Raw genomic sequence first — 14,122 nt, 5'->3', positions numbered from 1 at the left:
TGGAACAGTCTTTGTGTTTTAGGTATGGCTGTTGTGTTTGGTACTGCGGGAGTGTTCTACAAGCGGCCTGCGTATGATTCCGGCAAGATCACCGTCACTTCCAGGCCGCCGGTGGGGTGGTTGTTGAGCGCCACGGTGGCGCCGTGCTGCTCGGCGATGTTGCGCGCGATGGTCAGTCCCAGGCCGGTGCCGCCCGACTCGCGCGAGCGCGACGATTCGATCCGGTAAAACGGCTCGAACACGTGCGCCATCTGGTCCCTGGCGATGCCGGGGCCGCCGTCGCGGATGATCACGCGCGCCGCGCCGGCGATCCGCTCGACGGTGACGTTGGCGTAGTGGCCATACTTGACGGCGTTGTCGATCAAGTTCACCAGGCAACGGCGCATGTCGAGCGGCCGGCCCATCAGCGCCATGTTGGCGCGCCCGCGCAGTTCCACCGGCTGACCGCTGTCGGAGGCGTCGCTGCACACGCTGTCGAGCAGCGAATCGAGGTCGAGCGCCTGCATGGTTTCCGACGCGTCCATGCTGCGCGCCAGGTCCAGGCCCTCGCGCACCATTTGCTGCATGGCCGACAGGTCGTCGATCAGGCGCTGCTGCAATTCGTCGTCACGCACTTTTTCCAGCCGCAGCCGCAGCCGCGTGAGCGGCGTTTGCAGGTCGTGGGTGATGGCGGCGAGCATTTGCGTGCGCTGCATGATGTGCTGACGAATGCGCGCCTGCATGGCGTTGAAGGCCGCGCTGGCCTGGCGGATCTCGGCGGCGCCGCTGAGCACCACCGGCGGGTGGTTGATGTCGTTACCGAGATCCTTGGCAGCCTTGGCCAGCAGCTTGAGCGGCCGCACGGCCATGCGCGTGACCAGGTAGGCCAGCGCCGCCACCGACAGCAAGAACGGCAGCAGCGAAATGTATTCGCTCAATGCTTTGGCTGGCACTTCAGGTGGCGGCAGGATCGACAGTTTGAGGCTGGTGCCGTCGCGCAGGGTGACGTACATCGCTTCGCAGGCGCCGCCCCACTGGCTGGGCGCGAAGATGGAGCGCTGGCGTGGCTGGCCGCACTCGACTGGCCGGCCGGCCACCGGCTGCAGTTGCACGCCCTTGGTCAGGCGCTGCTGCAAGGCGTGGGAAAATGCCGTCGCTGCGCCGGTCACCGCAGGCGCCCCGGCAATGCGCTCGAGCTTGATGGTGCCGCGCTCGGCCATGCGCAGATACGTGGGCCGCGACTCGGCCGCCAGCGTATCGGCCGTGGTAATGAGCTGCTCGGCGCGCTCCATGGCGTGAAAATCGCGGTAGCGCTCGAACGACCTGGTGCGCTCGCCAACCGACAGCCATTGTGTCAGCGCCGCCGAGGCCATCATGCCCAGCAGCAGCACCAGGAACACGCGGCCGGTCATCGACCCGAAAAAATCTTTCACGCGTGCGGCTCCACCGTGACCTGGCCGGCCAGCACGTAGCCGCCGTTGCGCACGGTCTTGATGATTTGCGGCACGCGCGCGTCCTCGCCGAGCTTCTGGCGCAGGCGGCTGATCTGGATGTCGATCGAGCGGTCGAACGGATCGGCGTCGCGCCCCTGGGTGAGGTTGAGCAGCTGGTCGCGGTTGAGCACGCGGTTCGGGTGTTCCAGGAATACCTTTAACAAGCGGAACTCGGCGCCCGACAGCATGATCACCAGGCCGTCCGGGTTGAGCAGGTGGCGCGCGGTCAGGTCCAGGGTCCAGTTGGAAAAGCGCATTTGCTGCGCCTTGTCGGCGCCGCTGCCGCTGGGCATGGCATTGCTGCGGCGCAGGACGCTGCGGATGCGCGCCAGCAGCTCGCGCGGCTCGAACGGCTTGGGCAGGTAGTCGTCGGCGCCCATTTCCAGGCCGAGGATACGGTCGAGCGGCTCGGCGCGGGCGGTCAGCATGATCACCGGCAGGGTCGATTGCGCGCGCAGCTTGCGGCACAGGGTCAGGCCATCGTCGCCGGGCAGGTTCAGGTCGAGCACGACCAGGTCCGGCTTGGACTCGTCGAGCAGCTTCCACATGGCGGTGCCGTCGGCGGCGCACAGCGCCCGGTAACTGTTCGACTCGAGGTAGTCGGCCAGCAGGGTGCGAATGTCGCGATCGTCGTCAACGATCAGAATTGTCGATGTAGGTTCCATGGACGTCATTATCCCCAGTTCATGCTTGCGCTACCAATGCCCAATTGTATCGGCTTGTATATGTGCCATGAAGAAATACGTCACATCTGGATACAAATACTGTGACTAGAGAAACGTCATGGCAATCTTTGGCAGCGAAGATGGTCTCAAGCGCAGAAACAACGCTGCGCTACTCCCCACCAAGACGAAAGGAACGACCATGAACATCATTCGCAAAAGCATCCTCATCGGTTTTACGGTACTGGGCATGGCGGCCGCCCAGGCACAGGACGCTGCACCGCAGACTAAACCCGAGCACAGCCAGCGCGCCACGCCGGAGCAGCGCCAGGCCAAGATGGAAGAAATGTACGCCAAGCGCCAGGCGCGCCTGCACGACCAGCTAAAACTGACGGCACAACAGGAATCGGCCTGGGCCGCTTACCAGGCGGCCATCAAGCCGGCAGCCCGCACGGGTGCACGGCCACCACGCGGCGAATTCGCCAAGCTGTCCTCGCCTGAACGTTTGAGCAAGATGATCGAAAGAACCAAGATGCGTGAAGACAAAATGCAACAGCATCTGAGCGCGATGACGGCGTTTTACAACCAGCTCACGCCTGAACAGAAAGCCGCGTTCGACCAGCACAGCATGCGCGCCAAGCATGGTGGATGGGGTGGTCATCGCATGCATCGCGGTTAAGCGATCAACATTGGATCCCCGCCTGCGCGGGGATCCAATCACTTCAATCGCTCCAGCGACTGTGCAAACTTCGCTGCATTCTGGTACCCGATCACGCGCGAACCGCCAATCTCGCGCCCCTGCGCATCGAACAGGATAATCCCCGGCGGCCCGAACAGGCCAAAGCGCTTGAGCATGGCCTTGTCGTCGGCATCGTTGGCCGTCACATCGACCTGCAGCAATAGCGTGTTGGCCAGCTTTGCCTGCACCTGGGGATCGACAAAAGTCAGCTTTTCCATCTCCTTGCACGACACGCACCAGTCGGCATAAAAATCGAGCATCACGGTCTTGCCGCCAGTCTGCGCCAGGATCGCGTCGAGCTGGGCCACGGTCTTGATGCGCTGGAATGCCAAGTGCTGGTCTTTCGAGCCGGTCACGTGCGCCAGCGGCGCCAGCGGGTCGCGCCCGCCCGTTACCATGCCGCCCAGTTGCACCACGCCCAGCGCCACCGCCACCACGCCCAGCGCCTTGGCCGGCCACTTGGCGCTGTTAAGGAGCAGATACATGCCGTAGCCGACCAACAACGCCGCCCAGCCCATCATCTGTACCACGGGAGGTAACACCGGCGACACCAGCCACAAGGCCATCGCCAGCATCAGCACACCGAAGAAACGTTTAACCGCATCCATCCACTTGCCCGCCTTGGGCAGCAGCGCGCCGGCCGAGGCGCCGACCAGGATCAGCGGCACGCTCATGCCCACCGCCATGGCGAACAGGGCGCTGCCGCCAATGAACACGTCGCGCGTCTGGCTGATGTAGACCAGCGCAGCGGCCAGCGGCGCGGCCACGCACGGCCCGACGATCAGCGCGGAGATGGCGCCCATGACGAACACGCCGGCCAGCTTGCCCGACGACTGCTGGTTCGACACCGAACTGAGTTTCGATTGCAGCGCGGCCGGCACTTGCAACTCGTAATAGCCGAACATCGACAGCGACAGCAGCACCATCAGCGCACCGAAGCTGCCCAGCACCCACGGATTTTGCAGTGCGGCCGACAACCCCTCGCCGGCCAGGCCTGCGGCCACGCCCAGCGCTGTGTACACGATGGCCATGCCCAATGCATAGGTGACCGATAACAGCAGGCCGCGCTTGCGGTTGCTGCGGTCGCCTTCGCCCACGATGATCGAGGACAAAATCGGCACCATCGGCAGTACGCATGGCGTGAACGACAGGCCCAGGCCCAGCAGCGCGAACAGCGGCAGGATCACCAGCAGGCTGCCAGTCTTGAGGGCGGCTTCGAGGCGGCTGCTGTCATTGGCTGGCGCGGCGGCTGCAGTGGCGGGAGCAGCAACGGGCGCCGGTGGCGGCACGATGTCTTCAGCGGTCGGTGGCGCAATCGGGAAAATGGTCACGCCGGGGCTGACGGCAGCGGGCTTGCCTTCGCCGACTGCGGCGGCTTTGGCCATCGCGGGCGACGCTGCGGCAGCGGTTGCGCCGGCTGCGGTGGCATTGGCTACGGTGGCGTTGGCTGCACCGGTTGCGACAGCTGCCGTGGGCGCAGCAGCCTTGCCGGCAGCAGCCGGCAACGGCACCGAACCGCTGCCGGTCAGTTGCGCCGTGTAGTCCTGCGGTGAATAGCACAGCCCCTTTTCGGAGCAGCCCTGGCCGCTCACCTGCAGGGTAAATGCACCGTTCACGTCCACCGGAATGGTGATGGTCACGCTCTTGCGGTAGGTTTCGACATCTTTTTCGAACGTCGGGTCGTAATGGATCTTGCCGGCCGGGATAACCGGCGTGCCCAGCCTGGCGCCAGTGGCGCTGAACTTGAACGGTTCGCGGTACATATAGTAGCCATCAGCGATCTGGAAATTGACCGCGATCGTGTGGCCATCGACCATGCTGGCGGAAAAGCGGAACGCCTTGGCCGGCTCGAGGAAATCCTGGGCGCGGGCGGCCCCGCAGAACAGTAACAACGCCAGCGGCAGCAGCGCGGCGACAAATCGGACAAGACGTGACATGAATACTTTCTCTCGGGGCGGGAAGTCAAAGCACTGGCATAGTACACCGGGCACGCATTTTCCGTCCGGGCCACGGCAAGGTCGAGACCGGGCACAGCGGCGGAATTTTGTGCGACACTCAACTTTTCGCCTTCCGGGAGTTTGCACGATGTCATCACCAAGTCCCCTGCTGTATTGCGCTCTTGCTGCGGCGCTCACCTTCAGCGCTGGCTCCGTGCTGGCCCAGGACCAGGCCCCGGCCACGGCGCTGGCCACCATTTCTGCCGACGACCTGGTACGCCACATCAAGGTGCTGGCCTCCGACGAGTTCGAAGGCCGTGCGCCCGGCTCGAACGGCGAAACCAAGACTGTTGCATACTTGACGCAGGAATTCAGGAAACTCGGCCTCAAGCCCGGCAACCCGGACGGCACCTGGGTGCAGGCAGTGCCGCTGCGCGGCCAGACACCGAAGCCGACCTTGACCTACACCATCGCCGGCAAGACCGTGGCGCTGAATTTTCCCGAGCAGTTCGTCGCCCATTCCACCAGCGCGCCCGACCAGGTGAGCGTCGATCAATCCGACCTGGTATTCGTCGGCTACGGCGTGCAGGCGCCCGAATACGGCTGGGACGACTACAAGGGCGTGGACGTCCGCGGCAAGACGCTGCTGATGCTGATCAACGACCCGGCCGTGCCCGATCCACGCAATCCGGCCGAGCTCGATCCCGCCATGTTCCGCGGCAAGGCCATGACCTATTACGGCCGCTGGACTTATAAATACGAGATTGCCGCCAAGCTCGGCGCCAAGGCGGCCCTGATCATCCACGAAACCAGGCCGGCCGCCTACCCGTGGGACGTGGTGCGCAGCGGCGGCAATGGCGAACAGTTCAGCCTGGTCCAGGCGACTGGAGGCGACGACCCGGACGCGCCCGCCATCGCCGGCTGGATCCAGCGCGACCAGGCCAGCGCCATGCTTGCTGCCGCCGGTTACAACTTCGAAACCTTGAAAAAGCAGGCAGTGACCAGGGCCTTCCGCCCGGTCGACCTGAAGGGAACGGCCAGCTTCAAGATCGCCAACACGTCGCGCACCATCGCCTCGAACAACGTGGTGGCGCTGATCGAAGGCAGCGATCCCAAGCTCAAGGACGAGCTGGTGATTTACAGCGCCCACTGGGATCACCTGGGCATCGACGGGCGCCTGCCGGGGCCACGCAGCAAGCAGATCTACCATGGCGCGCTCGACAATGCCTCGGGCACGGCCGCCCTGCTTGCGCTGGCCAAAGCCTATCGGGCGCTGCCAACGCCACCGAAGCGCTCGATCCTGTTCCTGGCCACCACGGCCGAAGAACGCGGCCTCCTGGGCGCGAAGTATTACGCCAGTCACCCGCTGTACCCGCTCAAGAAAACCGTGGCCAACATCAACATCGACGGCATCAACGCCTGGGGCAAGACCGAGCAGATCGAAAACGTCACCTCGGGCCACTCGAGTATCGACGCGCTGTTGACCAAACACGCACAAGCGCAGGGCCGCAAAATGGCCAACGACTCGCGCCCAGAATTGGGCAGCTTCTATCGCGCCGACCAGCTCGAATTCGCCCGCGTGGGCGTGCCGGTGCTCTACACCAAGGCGCGCAGCGGCTACATCAACAAACCCGAAGGCTACGCTGCCAGGGTGGTCGATCACTATTTCGGCAAGGACTACCACCAGGTCACCGACGATGTGCGTACCGACTGGGACTTCAGCGGTGGCGTGCAGGACATTGGCCTGCTGTTCCAGGTCGGGCTCGATATCGCCCAGGGCGTCACCCCGACATGGAATGCCAGCTCGGAGTTCAAGCCGCAGTGATGGACCAAAAAAAAAGCCAGGCAGAGCCTGGCTTTTTCGTAACGCTGTACTAACCGGGAAGATTACTCTTCGGCGGTTGGTGCTGCATCGATGTCGGTCGCTTCTGGACGGTCCAGCAGCTCAACGTAAGCCATTGGAGCGTTGTCGCCAACGCGGAAACCCATTTTCAGGATGCGCAGGTAGCCGCCGTTGCGGTTAGCGTAACGTGGGCCCAGTTCCGAGAACAGTTTGCCAACGATTTCGCGGTCGCGCAGACGGGAGAATGCCAGACGCTTGTTGGCCAGGGTGTCTACCTTGCCCAGGGTCAGGATAGGCTCGACAACGCGGCGCAGTTCCTTCGCTTTTGGCAGGGTGGTTTTGATGGCTTCATGACGCAGCAGGGAAACGGTCATGTTGCGCAGCATTGCCAGACGGTGGGACGAGGTACGATTCAGCTTACGGAGGCCGTGACGGTGACGCATGGTACTTCCTTTCAGGTGTTTAAATCCGAGTTCTTCGATCGCTCAACATGAGCGCGGACCGGTTCAAGTGTTTTACGCCGCGAACAACGTGTTTGCGGCGGTGGAACCGTCATACCCGCGAAGGCGGGTATCCATGCTGAGGCCGCGTTGCCACGGACTCGCATGAGTTCCCGCTTGCGCGGGAACGACAAACTGCTAACTGCTAACTGCTAATCAGTTGGTAACAGAGCAGAACATTGCTCCGCAATGTCCAGCTCTGTCACCGAATCTGTTGGCTTAACAGGACAGAACATCGCTGCGCGATGTCCAGCGCAGCCCCCAATTCCTGATCAGTTGGCAACAGGACAGAACATCGCTGCGCGATGTCCAGTCCTGTCCCCCAATTTGTTATTTTTCCAGCCCTGCAGGTGGCCAGTTTTCCAGCTTCATGCCCAGGGTCAGGCCGCGCGAGGCAAGAACTTCCTTGATCTCGTTGAGCGACTTGCGGCCCAGGTTTGGCGTCTTGAGCAGTTCGTTTTCCGAACGCTGGATCAGGTCGCCAATGTAGTAGATGTTTTCTGCTTTCAGGCAGTTGGCCGAACGCACGGTCAGTTCCAGATCGTCCACTGGACGCAGCAGGATCGGATCGACCAGCGGAGCGCGCGATGGCGCTTCGGCAGCAGCTTCGGTGCCTTCCAGGGCAGCGAACACGTTCAACTGATCAACCAGGACGCGGGCCGATTGACGGATCGCTTCTTCCGGCGAGATCACGCCGTTGGTTTCAATGTTGATGATCAGCTTGTCCAGGTCGGTACGCTGCTCGACACGAGCGGACTCGACGAAATACGATACGCGGCGCACTGGGGAGAACGATGCATCGAGAATGATGCGGCCGATGGTCTTGTTGGTGTCTTCCGACAGGCGACGCACGTTACCAGGAACGTAGCCACGGCCTTTTTCGACCTTGATCTGCATGTCGAGCTTGCCGCCAGCGGTCAGGTGGGCAATCACGTGGTCCGGGTTGATCAGTTCCACGTCGTGTGGCAGATCGATATCGGATGCCAGGACAGCGCCTTCGCCTTCTTTTTTCAGGGTCAGGGTAACGGAGTCACGGTTGTGGACCTTGAAGACGACACCCTTCAGGTTCAGCAACAGGTCTACGACGTCTTCCTGTACGCCGTCGAGCGACGAGTACTCGTGCACAACGCCGGCGATCGTCACTTCGGTTGGCGCGTAGCCAACCATCGACGACAGCAGTACGCGACGCAGCGCATTACCCAACGTATGGCCATAGCCGCGTTCGAACGGCTCCATCACGACTTTAGCGTGGCCGGCGCCGAGCGCCTCTACATCGATAATACGTGGCTTCAACAAACTGTTTTGCATGTACATGTCCTTTTCAATACCCTCGGCGCGTTAGGCCGATAAGGCTGATGGCATTAGTAAAAACGCCCGCTTAGATATTAAGCGGGCGGAAGAACAAATTTTTATCCCCGCCTGCGCGGGGACGACGGCCTTGGCCGTCGCTTACGACTATTAACGCGAGTACAGTTCGACGATCAGCGATTCGTTGACGTCGTTGGCGATCTCGTTACGCTCTGGCAGGGACTTGAAAGTGCCTTCCATTTTCTTGGCATCAACCGACACCCAAGCTGGCATGCCGACTTGTTCAGCCAGCGACAGCGCTTCAACGATACGTACTTGCTTTTTCGATTTTTCACGAACAGCGATAACGTCGCCGACTTTGACAGCGTACGAAGCGATGTTGACCACTTGGCCGTTCACGGTGAACGCTTTGTGCGATACCAGCTGACGCGCTTCAGCGCGGGTCGAGCCGAAGCCCATGCGGTATGCAACGTTGTCCAGGCGGGTTTCCAGCAGCTTCAGCAGGGTTTCGCCGGTGTTGCCTTTGCGACGGTCAGCTTCTGCGAAGTAGCGACGGAACTGACGTTCCAGAACGCCGTACATACGCTTGACTTTTTGCTTTTCGCGCAGTTGGTTGCCGTAGTCCGAGGTGCGGGCACCCGACTTGACACCGTGCTGGCCTGGCTTGACGTCCAGTTTGCACTTGCTGTCGAGCGAGCGACGGGCGCTCTTCAGGAACAGGTCAGTACCTTCACGGCGGGAGAGTTTTGCTTTTGGTCCGATGTAACGTGCCACGATGCTTCCTTTGTTTAAATAATGACGCCCCAGCCATGCAACAAAATGGTTACCTGGTTAGGCGCTAGTCCGTGCCGCGAGGGGCCAGACGTGGCTAAAGTCTGCCAGTCTTGCGACATGACAGACGGCAATAGCCGGGCAGTATAACCGTTTCCGGTCATCTGCTCCAGCGATTTTTGACAGCGAACTGCCAGGAACATCGAAAATCGTAGCGAGCTACGATTTCGAGATTCCTTAGATGCGACGACGCTTAGGAGGACGGCAGCCGTTGTGTGGCACTGGGGTAACGTCCTGGATCTCGGTGATCTTGATGCCCAGGTTGTTCAGTGCGCGCACTGCGGACTCGCGACCAGGACCTGGGCCCTTGATACGCACTTCCAGGTTCTTCACGCCGCATTCCACTGCCACTTTACCAGCGGCTTCAGCTGCAACCTGCGCTGCAAACGGGGTCGATTTACGCGAACCCTTGAAGCCGGCGCCACCGGAGGTAGCCCACGACAGAGCATTGCCCTGACGGTCGGTAATGGTGATGATGGTGTTGTTGAAGGAAGCGTGAACGTGTGCGATACCTTCTGCAACGTTCTTCTTGACCTTCTTGCGCACGCGGGCTGCTGCTGCGCTGTTCTGTTGCTTAGCCATGTGATTTCCCTAGATTATTTCTTGAGCGACTGAGCGGCTTTGCGCGGGCCCTTGCGGGTACGTGCATTGGTGCGGGTGCGTTGACCGCGGACCGGCAGGCCCTTACGGTGACGCATACCACGGTAGCAACCCAGATCCATCAAACGCTTGATGTTCATGGACAGTTCGCGACGCAGATCGCCTTCGACGATGAATTTTGCTACTTCATCGCGCAGCTTTTCCAGTTCGCTGTCGTCCAGGTCTTTGACCTTTTTATCGGTCGCAATACCCGTCGCGGCGCAGATGAACTTTGCGCGCGGGCGGCCAACACCGTAGATGGCCGTCAGGCCGATAACGGTGTGCTGATGATTTGGGATATTAACCCCTGCAATACGTGCCATTCGTTATTCCTCGATAAATAACGGTTATTAACCTTGACGCTGCTTGTGACGTGGTTCGACGCAGATTACGCGAACAACGCCCTTGCGCTTGATGATCTTGCAGTTGCGGCAGATCCGCTTAACTGAGGCGTTAACTTTCATTATGAACTCTCTTCTAAAAGGTTCGATTAAATTTACTTGGTCCGGAACACAATGCGGGCACGGGACAGGTCGTAAGGTGTCAGTTCTACCGTCACCTTGTCGCCAGGGAGGATGCGGATATAGTTCATCCGCATTTTACCCGAAATATGTCCGAGCACCACGTGTCCGTTTTCCAGTTTCACTCGAAATGTTGCATTTGGGAGATTCTCAAGAATCTCGCCTTGCATCTGTATGACGTCGTCTTTTGCCATTCGGTATGTTTACCGCGCTTATCGCGTCGGAATTCCGCCCTTGAAGTTTGCTTTGCGCAGCAGCGATTCATATTGCTGCGACATCACGTAGTTTTGTACTTGCGCCATGAAATCCATGGTAACAACCACAATAATCAACAGAGAAGTACCGCCAAAATAGAAAGGTACTTTCCACTCAGCGACCATGAATTCCGGCAACAAGCACACCAAAGTGATGTAAATGGCGCCAGCCAGTGTCAGTCGTGTCAGGATCTTGTCGATGTAGCGGGCAGTCTGCTCACCGGGACGAATCCCTGGCACAAAGGCCCCGCTCTTCTTCAAGTTATCTGCTGTTTCCTTGCTGTTGAAAACCAGCGCGGTGTAAAAGAAGCAGAAGAACACGATGGCCACCGCGTACAACAGTGCGTGGATGGGCTCGCCTGGCCCCATCGATGCAGCCAAATCTTTCAGGAACCTGACCACCGGATTGGTGGTGTCGGCGCCTGTCGTGAACCAGCCCACGATCGTTGCCGGGAACAAGATAATCGACGAAGCGAAGATCGGTGGGATCACGCCGGCCATATTGAGCTTCAATGGCAGGTGCGACGTTTGTCCACCGTAAATCTTGTTACCCACCTGGCGTTTCGCATAGTTCACCAGAATCTTGCGTTGGCCACGTTCGACAAATACCACGAAGAACGTTACCGCCACTACCAGGATCATGATGATGATCGCCGAGAAAGCACCGATCGATCCGTTCGACACCGAGGAGCCCAAGCCACCCAGCGCGCCCGGCAAACCGGCTGCGATACCTGCGAAAATGATGATCGAGATGCCATTACCTAAGCCACGCTCGGTAATTTGCTCGCCCAACCACATCACGAACATGGTTCCGGTCAACAGCGTTACGACCGTTACGAAACGGAATGCATAACCAGGATCGAGCACCAGACCTTGTTGCGACTCCAGAGCGACGGCAATGCCGAGGGCCTGGAACGTAGCCAGAACAACCGTGAAATAACGGGTGTACTGGGTGATCTTGCGACGGCCTGCTTCGCCTTCCTTCTTGAGCGCTTCCATCTGCGGCGAAACGATCGACACCAACTGCATGATGATCGAGGCCGAGATGTACGGCGTGATACCCAGCGCAAACACCGTAAAGCGCGCGAGAGCGCCACCGCTGAACATGTTCAACATGCCCAGGATGCCGCCCTCTTGCGACTTGAACAGTGCGGCCAGCTGTACCGGATCAATCCCGGGGACCGGGATGTGAGCACCGATACGATATACCACCAATGCGCCAAGCAAGAACCAGAGCCGGCCCCAAGGGAACCCGGCTGCAGCGCTTTTTGCAAGTTGTGGATTAGTCGCCAATTTTCGCTCCGATCAAGCTGTTTAGCGGCAAGCTCAGGCTACCGAGCCGCCAGCTGCTTCGATGGCTGCTTTCGCGCCAGCGGTCACTTTCAGGCCTTTGAGGTTCACCGCTTTGGTGATCTCGCCGGACAGAATGACGCGCACGTCGCGTGCCAGCACGCTCAGAACGCCAGCTTGCTTCAGCACCAGGATGTCGACATCGCCAACAGCCAGGTTGTTCAGGTCGGACAGGCGCACTTCAGCTTTGAAGGTGGCGTTGAGCGACTTGAAACCGCGCTTAGGCAGACGGCGTTGCAGAGGCATCTGACCGCCTTCGAAACCGACTTTGTGGAAGCCGCCCGAACGCGATTTTTGACCCTTGTGACCACGGCCCGAGGTTTTGCCCAGACCGGAGCCGATACCGCGGCCGACGCGACGCTTGTAGTGCTTGGCGCCGTCGGCTGGTTGAATGGTATTCAGTTCCATGATTTCTCCGTGTGTAAGCCTTGCGGCTTACCCAACTACTTTAACGAGGTACGAGACTTTATTGATCATGCCGCGCACGGATGGGGTGTCTTGCAGCTCGGAGACCGAGTTTACACGACGCAGGCCCAGGCCGCGTACGGTGGCACGGTGATCTTCACGCGTACCGATCAAGCCCTTGACCAGTTGTACTTTGACAGTTTTGTTAGTCATATCGTTCACCTTAGCCCAGGATCTCTTCAACCGACTTGCCGCGCTTGGCAGCGATATCGGAAGCAGTCGTCATTTTTGCCAGACCGTCGAGGGTCGCACGCACCAGATTGTAAGGGTTGCTCGAGCCGGTGGATTTCGCCACGACGTCGGTCACGCCCATTACTTCGAAGATAGCGCGCATGGCGCCACCAGCGATCACGCCGGTACCTGGTTTCGCAGGGATCATCATAACTTTCGATGCGCCATGACGACCGTGTACGGTGTGATGCAGGGTGCCGTTTTTCAACGGTACTTTGATCAGGTTGCGACGGGCTTCTTCCATTGCCTTCTGCACACCCACTGGTACTTCTTTCGACTTGCCCTTGCCCATGCCGATGCGGCCATCGCCGTCACCAACCACGGTCAGCGCGGCGAAACCCATGATACGACCACCCTTGACCACTTTGGTCACGCGGTTGATCGCGATCATTTTTTCGCGCATGCCGTCATCGGGCTTGTCGCTTGCCATTTTTGCTTGCATTTTTGCCATGATCGCTCCTTAGAACTTCAGACCGGCTTCACGCGCGGCTTCAGCCAGCGCCTTCACACGGCCATGGAAACGGAAACCGGAACGGTCGAAGGCGACTTCGGTGATTCCTGCTTTCAGTGCTTTCTCTGCGACACGCTTGCCCACCAGTGCGGCAGCAGCGGCGTTTCCGCCCTTGCCCGATTGGCCAGCCAGTTCAGCGCGTACTTCCGCTTCCAGGGTCGAGGCCGAAACCAATACTTTGGCTTCCGGGCTGATCAGGCTTGCGTAGATGTGCAGGTTAGTGCGGTGCACCGACAGGCGGTTCACTTTCTGCTGCGCAATCTTGATCCGGGTTTGACGTCCGCGACGCAGACGAGATTCTTTTTTATCCATCGTCAGCCCCTAATTACTTCTTCTTGGTTTCTTTAAGCTTAACCACTTCGTCCGAATAACGGACGCCCTTGCCCTTGTAAGGCTCAGGAGCGCGGTAAGCGCGAACTTCGGCAGCCACTTGGCCCACTTTTTGACGGTCGATGCCTTTGATGACGATCTCGGTCGGAGTGGCGGTAACAACCGTTACGCCTTCTGGCATGGCATGCACGACAGGGTGCGAGAAACCAAGCGACAGGTTCAGCTTGTCGCCCTGGGCTTGGGCTTTGTAGCCCACGCCGATCAGGTTCAGTTTTTTCTCGAAGCCTTTGGTGACGCCGTTGACCATGTTGTTGACCAGTGCGCGCAGCGTACCGGACATGGCGTTGGCTTCACGGCTGTCGTTCGCTGGCTCAAAGCTCAGCGTGCCGTCGTTGTTTTGTACTTTTACCAGGCCGTTCAGGTTCTGGGTCAGGACGCCCAGAGGGCCCTTGACGGTGATCGCTTGTGCGGAGATGGCGACATCAGCGCCAGCTGGCACAGCGATTGGCATTTTAGCTACACGGGACAT

The 14,122-nt window shown here is 59.9% G+C and carries 18 protein-coding genes; 2 read left to right on the top strand and 16 right to left on the bottom strand.

Translation table 11 applies throughout. The annotated features are described in order from the left end of the window. Positions 1 to 56: 56 nt before the first annotated feature. Positions 57 to 1,412 (bottom strand): ATP-binding protein, encoded by a 1,356-nt coding sequence (locus tag J2X54_RS03295; RefSeq protein WP_070245976.1) that lies wholly within the window; start codon positions 1,410 to 1,412, stop codon positions 57 to 59. Continuing rightward, on the bottom strand, positions 1,409 to 2,137 hold the full coding sequence (locus J2X54_RS03290) for a response regulator (protein WP_070245995.1): 729 nt from the start codon (positions 2,135 to 2,137) through the stop codon (positions 1,409 to 1,411). Before J2X54_RS03290 ends, J2X54_RS03295 begins: the two co-directional genes overlap by 4 nt. A gap of 199 nt (positions 2,138 to 2,336) precedes the next feature. Between J2X54_RS03290 and J2X54_RS03285 the strand changes: the two genes are divergently transcribed. After that, positions 2,337 to 2,813: a Spy/CpxP family protein refolding chaperone gene (locus J2X54_RS03285; RefSeq protein WP_310177825.1), complete on the top strand. Its 477-nt coding sequence runs from the start codon at positions 2,337 to 2,339 to the stop codon at positions 2,811 to 2,813. Positions 2,814 to 2,851: 38 nt separating this feature from the next. On the opposite strand, the gene dsbD is transcribed toward J2X54_RS03285, so the two are convergent. Next, positions 2,852 to 4,810 (bottom strand): protein-disulfide reductase DsbD, encoded by a 1,959-nt coding sequence (gene dsbD, locus J2X54_RS03280; RefSeq protein ID WP_310177823.1) that lies wholly within the window; start codon positions 4,808 to 4,810, stop codon positions 2,852 to 2,854. 148 nt (positions 4,811 to 4,958) lie between these two features. On the opposite strand from dsbD, the gene J2X54_RS03275 reads away from it, so the two are divergent. Next, positions 4,959 to 6,635, top strand: coding sequence for a M28 family peptidase (locus tag J2X54_RS03275; RefSeq protein ID WP_310177821.1), 1,677 nt, complete (start codon positions 4,959 to 4,961; stop codon positions 6,633 to 6,635). A gap of 62 nt (positions 6,636 to 6,697) precedes the next feature. Here J2X54_RS03275 and rplQ read toward each other — a convergent pair whose 3' ends face one another. The 13 genes from rplQ to rplF all read right to left on the bottom strand — a co-directional run bounded on the left by rplQ (position 6,698) and on the right by rplF (position 14,122). After that, complete coding sequence (gene rplQ, locus J2X54_RS03270) at positions 6,698 to 7,096, bottom strand: 50S ribosomal protein L17 (RefSeq protein ID WP_026637580.1); 399 nt, start codon at positions 7,094 to 7,096, stop codon at positions 6,698 to 6,700. Positions 7,097 to 7,483: 387 nt separating this feature from the next. Next, positions 7,484 to 8,461 (bottom strand): DNA-directed RNA polymerase subunit alpha, encoded by a 978-nt coding sequence (locus J2X54_RS03265; protein ID WP_026637581.1) that lies wholly within the window; start codon positions 8,459 to 8,461, stop codon positions 7,484 to 7,486. A 150-nt stretch (positions 8,462 to 8,611) separates the two neighbouring features. Continuing rightward, positions 8,612 to 9,235 (bottom strand): 30S ribosomal protein S4, encoded by a 624-nt coding sequence (gene rpsD / locus J2X54_RS03260; RefSeq protein WP_070245980.1) that lies wholly within the window; start codon positions 9,233 to 9,235, stop codon positions 8,612 to 8,614. A gap of 234 nt (positions 9,236 to 9,469) precedes the next feature. Continuing rightward, on the bottom strand, positions 9,470 to 9,874 hold the full coding sequence (rpsK, locus tag J2X54_RS03255) for a 30S ribosomal protein S11 (protein WP_070245981.1): 405 nt from the start codon (positions 9,872 to 9,874) through the stop codon (positions 9,470 to 9,472). A gap of 14 nt (positions 9,875 to 9,888) precedes the next feature. Next, positions 9,889 to 10,254, bottom strand: coding sequence for a 30S ribosomal protein S13 (gene rpsM, locus J2X54_RS03250; RefSeq protein WP_019923475.1), 366 nt, complete (start codon positions 10,252 to 10,254; stop codon positions 9,889 to 9,891). A 27-nt stretch (positions 10,255 to 10,281) separates the two neighbouring features. Beyond that, positions 10,282 to 10,395, bottom strand: a complete 114-nt coding sequence (gene rpmJ, locus J2X54_RS03245) for a 50S ribosomal protein L36 (RefSeq protein WP_005663407.1) — start codon at positions 10,393 to 10,395, stop codon at positions 10,282 to 10,284. Positions 10,396 to 10,427: 32 nt separating this feature from the next. Further along, positions 10,428 to 10,646, bottom strand: a complete 219-nt coding sequence (gene infA, locus J2X54_RS03240) for a translation initiation factor IF-1 (protein ID WP_005663428.1) — start codon at positions 10,644 to 10,646, stop codon at positions 10,428 to 10,430. A gap of 18 nt (positions 10,647 to 10,664) precedes the next feature. Continuing rightward, positions 10,665 to 11,999: a preprotein translocase subunit SecY gene (gene secY / locus J2X54_RS03235; RefSeq protein WP_026637582.1), complete on the bottom strand. Its 1,335-nt coding sequence runs from the start codon at positions 11,997 to 11,999 to the stop codon at positions 10,665 to 10,667. 33 nt (positions 12,000 to 12,032) lie between these two features. Continuing rightward, positions 12,033 to 12,464, bottom strand: coding sequence for a 50S ribosomal protein L15 (rplO, locus tag J2X54_RS03230; protein WP_008444334.1), 432 nt, complete (start codon positions 12,462 to 12,464; stop codon positions 12,033 to 12,035). Between the two features lie 27 nt (positions 12,465 to 12,491). Then, positions 12,492 to 12,674, bottom strand: a complete 183-nt coding sequence (gene rpmD, locus J2X54_RS03225) for a 50S ribosomal protein L30 (RefSeq protein WP_019923477.1) — start codon at positions 12,672 to 12,674, stop codon at positions 12,492 to 12,494. A gap of 10 nt (positions 12,675 to 12,684) precedes the next feature. Further along, complete coding sequence (gene rpsE / locus J2X54_RS03220) at positions 12,685 to 13,203, bottom strand: 30S ribosomal protein S5 (RefSeq protein WP_019923478.1); 519 nt, start codon at positions 13,201 to 13,203, stop codon at positions 12,685 to 12,687. A 9-nt stretch (positions 13,204 to 13,212) separates the two neighbouring features. Further along, positions 13,213 to 13,575 (bottom strand): 50S ribosomal protein L18, encoded by a 363-nt coding sequence (rplR, locus tag J2X54_RS03215; RefSeq protein WP_019923479.1) that lies wholly within the window; start codon positions 13,573 to 13,575, stop codon positions 13,213 to 13,215. Positions 13,576 to 13,588: 13 nt separating this feature from the next. After that, entirely contained in the window at positions 13,589 to 14,122 is a 534-nt protein-coding gene (rplF, locus tag J2X54_RS03210) for a 50S ribosomal protein L6 (RefSeq protein WP_026637583.1), read from the bottom strand.

It is taken from the genome of Duganella sp. 3397, from assembly GCF_031456625.1.
Lineage (GTDB): Bacteria > Pseudomonadota > Gammaproteobacteria > Burkholderiales > Burkholderiaceae_D > Rugamonas > Rugamonas phyllosphaerae.
This window is presented reverse-complemented; position numbering and strand designations above follow the sequence as displayed.

Bases quoted from the DNA above. Each gene is read 5' to 3' on its own strand.
- rplO (WP_008444334.1), bottom strand. From the start codon at position 12,464: ATGGAACTGAATACCATTCAACCAGCCGACGGCGCCAAGCACTACAAG.
- J2X54_RS03265 (WP_026637581.1), bottom strand. From the start codon at position 8,461: ATGCAAAACAGTTTGTTGAAGCCACGTATTATCGATGTAGAGGCGCTC.
- infA (WP_005663428.1), bottom strand. From the start codon at position 10,646: ATGGCAAAAGACGACGTCATACAGATGCAAGGCGAGATTCTTGAGAAT.
- rpsM (WP_019923475.1), bottom strand. From the start codon at position 10,254: ATGGCACGTATTGCAGGGGTTAATATCCCAAATCATCAGCACACCGTT.
- rplQ (WP_026637580.1), bottom strand. From the start codon at position 7,096: ATGCGTCACCGTCACGGCCTCCGTAAGCTGAATCGTACCTCGTCCCAC.
- J2X54_RS03290 (WP_070245995.1), bottom strand. From the start codon at position 2,137: ATGGAACCTACATCGACAATTCTGATCGTTGACGACGATCGCGACATT.
- J2X54_RS03285 (WP_310177825.1), top strand. From the start codon at position 2,337: ATGAACATCATTCGCAAAAGCATCCTCATCGGTTTTACGGTACTGGGC.
- rpsK (WP_070245981.1), bottom strand. From the start codon at position 9,874: ATGGCTAAGCAACAGAACAGCGCAGCAGCAGCCCGCGTGCGCAAGAAG.
- rpmJ (WP_005663407.1), bottom strand. From the start codon at position 10,395: ATGAAAGTTAACGCCTCAGTTAAGCGGATCTGCCGCAACTGCAAGATC.
- rpmD (WP_019923477.1), bottom strand. From the start codon at position 12,674: ATGACTAACAAAACTGTCAAAGTACAACTGGTCAAGGGCTTGATCGGT.
- dsbD (WP_310177823.1), bottom strand. From the start codon at position 4,810: ATGTCACGTCTTGTCCGATTTGTCGCCGCGCTGCTGCCGCTGGCGTTG.
- rpsE (WP_019923478.1), bottom strand. From the start codon at position 13,203: ATGGCAAAAATGCAAGCAAAAATGGCAAGCGACAAGCCCGATGACGGC.
- rplR (WP_019923479.1), bottom strand. From the start codon at position 13,575: ATGGATAAAAAAGAATCTCGTCTGCGTCGCGGACGTCAAACCCGGATC.
- J2X54_RS03275 (WP_310177821.1), top strand. From the start codon at position 4,959: ATGTCATCACCAAGTCCCCTGCTGTATTGCGCTCTTGCTGCGGCGCTC.
- rplF (WP_026637583.1), bottom strand. From the start codon at position 14,122: ATGTCCCGTGTAGCTAAAATGCCAATCGCTGTGCCAGCTGGCGCTGAT.